This is a genomic window from Occultella gossypii (assembly GCF_019947135.1).
In the GTDB taxonomy this organism is placed as follows: Bacteria; Actinomycetota; Actinomycetes; order Actinomycetales; family Beutenbergiaceae; genus Occultella; species Occultella gossypii.
Genome location: NZ_JAGSHT010000037.1, coordinates 1 through 5520, shown reverse-complemented (window position 1 = coordinate 5520; position 5520 = coordinate 1). Strand labels below are relative to the sequence as shown.

The window sequence follows — 5520 nt, the reverse complement described above, 5'->3', positions numbered from 1 at the left end:
GGCTAGGGTAGAGAGGTTGCCCCAGCGAGGATCTTAGCGGGTCTGGGTTGGTGCGCGTCCGCTCCTTGAGAACTCAACAGTGTGTCATATAATCGATGCCGAATAGTTTGTTTATTTGGTTTGACCAGTTGTGCCAGATGGCTGGTCGGGCCGGGTTTTGAATCGGCTTCCATTGCAGCTTTGGTTGTGGTGGGGGTTGCTTCGTAGTGTCGGTGCTTGTGGCTGCCTTTGGGTGGTTGTGGGTGCTGTTATGCATTTACGGAGAGTTTGATCCTGGCTCAGGACGAACGCTGGCGGCGTGCTTAACACATGCAAGTCGAACGGTGAAGAGGGGGCTTGCTCTCTTGGATCAGTGGCGAACGGGTGAGTAACACGTGAGTAACCTGCCCCGAACTCCGGGATAACGCTGGGAAACTGGTGCTAATACTGGATATGAGATGCGCCTGCATGGGTGTGTTTGGAAAGAATTTTGGTTCGGGATGGACTCGCGGCCTATCAGCTTGTTGGTGGGGTAATGGCCTACCAAGGCGACGACGGGTAGCCGGCCTGAGAGGGTGACCGGCCACACTGGGACTGAGACACGGCCCAGACTCCTACGGGAGGCAGCAGTGGGGAATATTGCACAATGGGCGAAAGCCTGATGCAGCGACGCCGCGTGAGGGATGACGGCCTTCGGGTTGTAAACCTCTTTCAGTAGGGAAGAAGCGAAAGTGACGGTACCTGCAGAAGAAGCGCCGGCTAACTACGTGCCAGCAGCCGCGGTAATACGTAGGGCGCAAGCGTTGTCCGGAATTATTGGGCGTAAAGAGCTCGTAGGCGGTTTGTCGCGTCTGCTGTGAAAACGCGAGGCTCAACCTCGCGCCTGCAGTGGGTACGGGCAGACTAGAGTGTGGTAGGGGAGACTGGAATTCCTGGTGTAGCGGTGGAATGCGCAGATATCAGGAGGAACACCGATGGCGAAGGCAGGTCTCTGGGCCACTACTGACGCTGAGGAGCGAAAGCATGGGTAGCGAACAGGATTAGATACCCTGGTAGTCCATGCCGTAAACGTTGGGAACTAGGTGTGGGGTCAGTTCCACTGATTCTGTGCCGCAGCTAACGCATTAAGTTCCCCGCCTGGGGAGTACGGCCGCAAGGCTAAAACTCAAAGGAATTGACGGGGGCCCGCACAAGCGGCGGAGCATGCGGATTAATTCGATGCAACGCGAAGAACCTTACCAAGGCTTGACATACACGAGAACGTGTTAGAGATAACGCACTCTTTGGACACTCGTGTACAGGTGGTGCATGGTTGTCGTCAGCTCGTGTCGTGAGATGTTGGGTTAAGTCCCGCAACGAGCGCAACCCTCGTCCTATGTTGCCAGCACGTTATGGTGGGGACTCATAGGAGACTGCCGGGGTCAACTCGGAGGAAGGTGGGGATGACGTCAAATCATCATGCCCCTTATGTCTTGGGCTTCACGCATGCTACAATGGCCGGTACAAAGGGCTGCGATACCGCGAGGTGGAGCGAATCCCAGAAAGCCGGTCTCAGTTCGGATTGGGGTCTGCAACTCGACCCCATGAAGTCGGAGTCGCTAGTAATCGCAGATCAGCAACGCTGCGGTGAATACGTTCTCGGGCCTTGTACACACCGCCCGTCACGTCACGAAAGTCGGTAACACCCGAAGCCGGTGGCCCAACCCTTGTGGGGGGAGCCGTCGAAGGTGGGATTGGCGATTGGGACGAAGTCGTAACAAGGTAGCCGTACCGGAAGGTGCGGCTGGATCACCTCCTTTCTAAGGAGCACTGGCCGGCCTGTAACCTGCGATCACTGTGTGGTTGTGGGGGGTTGGTCCAGGTACCACTGCCCGGACGGATGTTCCGGGGTGGTGCTCACGGGTGGAACATCGATGGAACGGTCTGCTGGTTGGGCTGCTCGCACTAGTACAGCTTGCTGGTCTCCTTTGGGGGTTGGTGGGTGGGAATGTTGTGGGTGGTTCGGTTGGTGGGTTGGTTGACACACTGTTGGGTCCTGAGGGAACGGGCGAGAGCTTCGTTGCTTCATGTCGGGCCACACGCTTCTTGACACGGTTGTGTTGGGGTGGGGGTGTGGGATCGCCCGTAGCTTGAGAACTGCACAGTGGACGCGAGCATCTTTGATTTTTGTGGTTCAAGTTTTTAAGAGCATACGGTGGATGCCTTGGCACCAGGAGCCGAAGAAGGACGTAGTAGCCTGCGATAAGCCTCGGGGAGTTGGCAAACGAACCTTGATCCGAGGATTTCCGAATGGGGAAACCCAGCCGGGGTCATGCCCGGTTACCCGCATCTGAACACATAGGGTGTGTGGAGGGAACGTGGGGAAGTGAAACATCTCAGTACCCACAGGAAGAGATATTCCGAGAGTAGTGGCGAGCGAAATCGGATCAGGCCAAACCATTGGTGTGTGATAGCCGGCGGGCGTTGCATCAGTGGGGTTGTGGGACTTATCAGTTCGTTCTGCCGGACGGACGGGGAGTCAGAAAGCCTTGTGATAGTCGAATGGTCTTGAAAGGCCAAGCATAGTGGGTGTAACTCCCGTAGACGAAATCGCATGGCCTCCCGATGAGTATCCCAAGTAGCACGGGGCCCGAGAAATCCCGTGTGAATCTGTCAAGACCACTTGATAAGCCTAAATACTACCTGGTGACCGATAGCGGACAAGTACCGTGAGGGAAAGGTGAAAAGTACCCCGGGAGGGGAGTGAAATAGTACCTGAAACCGTGTGCTTACAATCCGTTGGAGCCTCCCTAGCAGGGGTGACAGCGTGCCTTTTGAAGAATGAGCCTGCGAGTTAGCGGTACGTGGCGAGGTTAACCCGTGTGGGGAAGCCGTAGCGAAAGCGAGTCCGAATAGGGCGATTGAGTCGCGTGCTCTAGACCCGAAGCGAAGTGATCTATCCATGGCCAGGTTGAAGCGCGGGTAAGACCGCGTGGAGGACCGAACCCACCTAGGTTGAAAACTGGGGGGATGAGCTGTGGATAGGGGTGAAAGGCCAATCAAACTTCGTGATAGCTGGTTCTCCCCGAAATGCATTTAGGTGCAGCGTCACGTGTTTCTTACCGGAGGTAGAGCTACTGGATGGCTGATGGGCCCTACAAGGTTACTGACGTCAACCAAACTCCGAATGCCGGTAAGTGAGAGCGTGGCAGTGAGACTGCGGGGGATAAGCTTCGTAGTCGAGAGGGAAACAGCCCAGACCACCAGCTAAGGCCCCTAAGCGTATGCTAAGTGGGAAAGGATGTGGAGTTGCACAGACAACCAGGAGGTTGGCTTAGAAGCAGCCACCCTTGAAAGAGTGCGTAATAGCTCACTGGTCAAGTGATTCCGCGCCGACAATGTAGCGGGGCTCAAGTATACCGCCGAAGCTGTGGCATTCACATTTTTACCCGGCCGGCACTCTTGTAGTGTTGGTCCAGGTGTGTGGATGGGTAGGGGAGCGTCGTGTGGCGAGTGAAGCGGCGGAGTGATCCAGCCGTGGACGCCACACGAGTGAGAATGCAGGCATGAGTAGCGAATGACGGGTGAGAAACCCGTCCGCCGAATGACCAAGGGTTCCAGGGCCAGGTTAATCCGCCCTGGGTAAGTCGGGACCTAAGGCGAGGCCGACAGGCGTAGTCGATGGACAACGGGTTGATATTCCCGTACCGGCGAAGAACCGCCCATACCGAGCCCGGTGATGCTAAACACCCGAAGCTTCCTAGATCCTCTTCGGAGGACGTGGTTGCGGAGCGTGTGACCCGAACCGGTAGTAGGTAAGCGTATTAACAGGGGTGACGCAGGAAGGTAGCCCAGCGTGTCTTATGGCTTGGCACGTCCAAGGTTGTAGGGCGAGGTATAGGCAAATCCGTACCTCATGAAGCCTGAGAACTGATGGTGACAGCGTATGCTGGATGATTGGGTGATCCTATGCTGCCTAGAAAAGCCTCGGCGCGAGGTTCTAGCCGCCCGTACCCTAAACCGACTCAGGTGGTCAGGTAGAGAATACTAAGGCGATCGAGTGAATCGTGGTTAAGGAACTCGGCAAAATACCCCCGTAACTTCGGGAGAAGGGGGGCCTGAGGCGTGAACACACTTGCTGTGGGAGCGTTTGAGGGCCGCAGAGACCAGGGAGAAGCGACTGTTTACTAAAAACACAGGTCCGTGCGAAGTCGCAAGACGATGTATACGGACTGACGCCTGCCCAGTGCTGGAAGGTTAAGAGGACGGGTCAGCCTTTTAGGCGAAGCTCAGAATTTAAGCCCCAGTAAACGGCGGTGGTAACTATAACCATCCTAAGGTAGCGAAATTCCTTGTCGGGTAAGTTCCGACCTGCACGAATGGCGTAACGACTTCTCCGCTGTCTCAACCGCGAACTCGGCGAAATTGCACTACGAGTAAAGATGCTCGTTACGCGCAGCAGGACGGAAAGACCCCGGGACCTTTACTATAGCTTGGTATTGGTGTTCGGTACGGCTTGTGTAGGATAGGTGGGAGACTATGAAGCGGGCACGCCAGTGCTTGTGGAGTCAACGTTGAAATACCACTCTGGTCGTTCTGGATATCTAACCTCGGTCCGTAAGCCGGATCAGGGACAGTGCCTGGTGGGTAGTTTAACTGGGGCGGTTGCCTCCTAAAATGTAACGGAGGCGCTCAAAGGTTCCCTCAGCCTGGTTGGCAATCAGGTTTCGAGTGTAAGTGCACAAGGGAGCTTGACTGTGAGACTGACAAGTCGAGCAGGGACGAAAGTCGGAACTAGTGACCCGACGGTGGCTCGTGGAAGCGCCGTCGCTCAACGGATAAAAGGTACCCCGGGGATAACAGGCTGATCTTGCCCAAGAGTCCATATCGACGGCATGGTTTGGCACCTCGATGTCGGCTCGTCGCATCCTGGGGCTGGAGTAGGTCCCAAGGGTTGGGCTGTTCGCCCATTAAAGCGGTACGCGAGCTGGGTTTAGAACGTCGTGAGACAGTTCGGTCCCTATCCGCTGCGCGCGCAGGAAATTTGAGAAGGGCTGTCCCTAGTACGAGAGGACCGGGACGGACTAACCTCTGGTGTGCCAGTTGTTCCGCCAGGAGCACGGCTGGTTAGCTACGTTGGGAAGGGATAACCGCTGAAAGCATCTAAGCGGGAAGCCTGCTTCAAGATGAGATTTCCATGGGGCTAGTCCCCGAGAGGCTCCCAGCTAGACTACTGGGTTGATAGGCCGGATGTGGAAGTGAGGACTCAAAGACTCATGGAGCTGACCGGTACTAATATGCCGATAACTTGACCACACGAAAAAGTCAATACCTGTGTGTTACGCGTCCACTGTGCGGTTCCCGAGATACGGTCGGGAAACCGATGACATCTCCATAGAGTTACGGCGGTCATAGCGAGGGGGAAACGCCCGGACCCATTCCGAACCCGGAAGCTAAGCCCCTCTGCGCCGATGGTACTGCGTGGGAGACTACGTGGGAGAGTAGGACGCCGCCGGACAACACTTAGACAAGGGCCACCCCACACCGGGGTGGCCCTTGTCG

Annotated in this window: 3 rRNA genes; all 3 read left to right on the top strand. The window is 56.2% G+C overall.

The annotated features are described in order from the left end of the window. Positions 1-255 precede the first annotated feature (255 nt). The 3 genes from KCQ71_RS26740 (at position 256) to rrf (ending at position 5476) form a co-directional block, all read left to right on the top strand. A 16S ribosomal RNA gene (locus KCQ71_RS26740) occupies positions 256-1778 on the top strand. Positions 1779-2150: 372 nt separating this feature from the next. Next, positions 2151-5274, top strand: a 23S ribosomal RNA gene (locus KCQ71_RS26735). Between the two features lie 85 nt (positions 5275-5359). Further along, positions 5360-5476 (top strand): 5S ribosomal RNA (gene rrf, locus KCQ71_RS26730). Together the 16S, 23S and 5S rRNA genes form the textbook arrangement of a ribosomal RNA operon. The last annotated feature ends 44 nt before the right edge of the window (positions 5477-5520 follow it).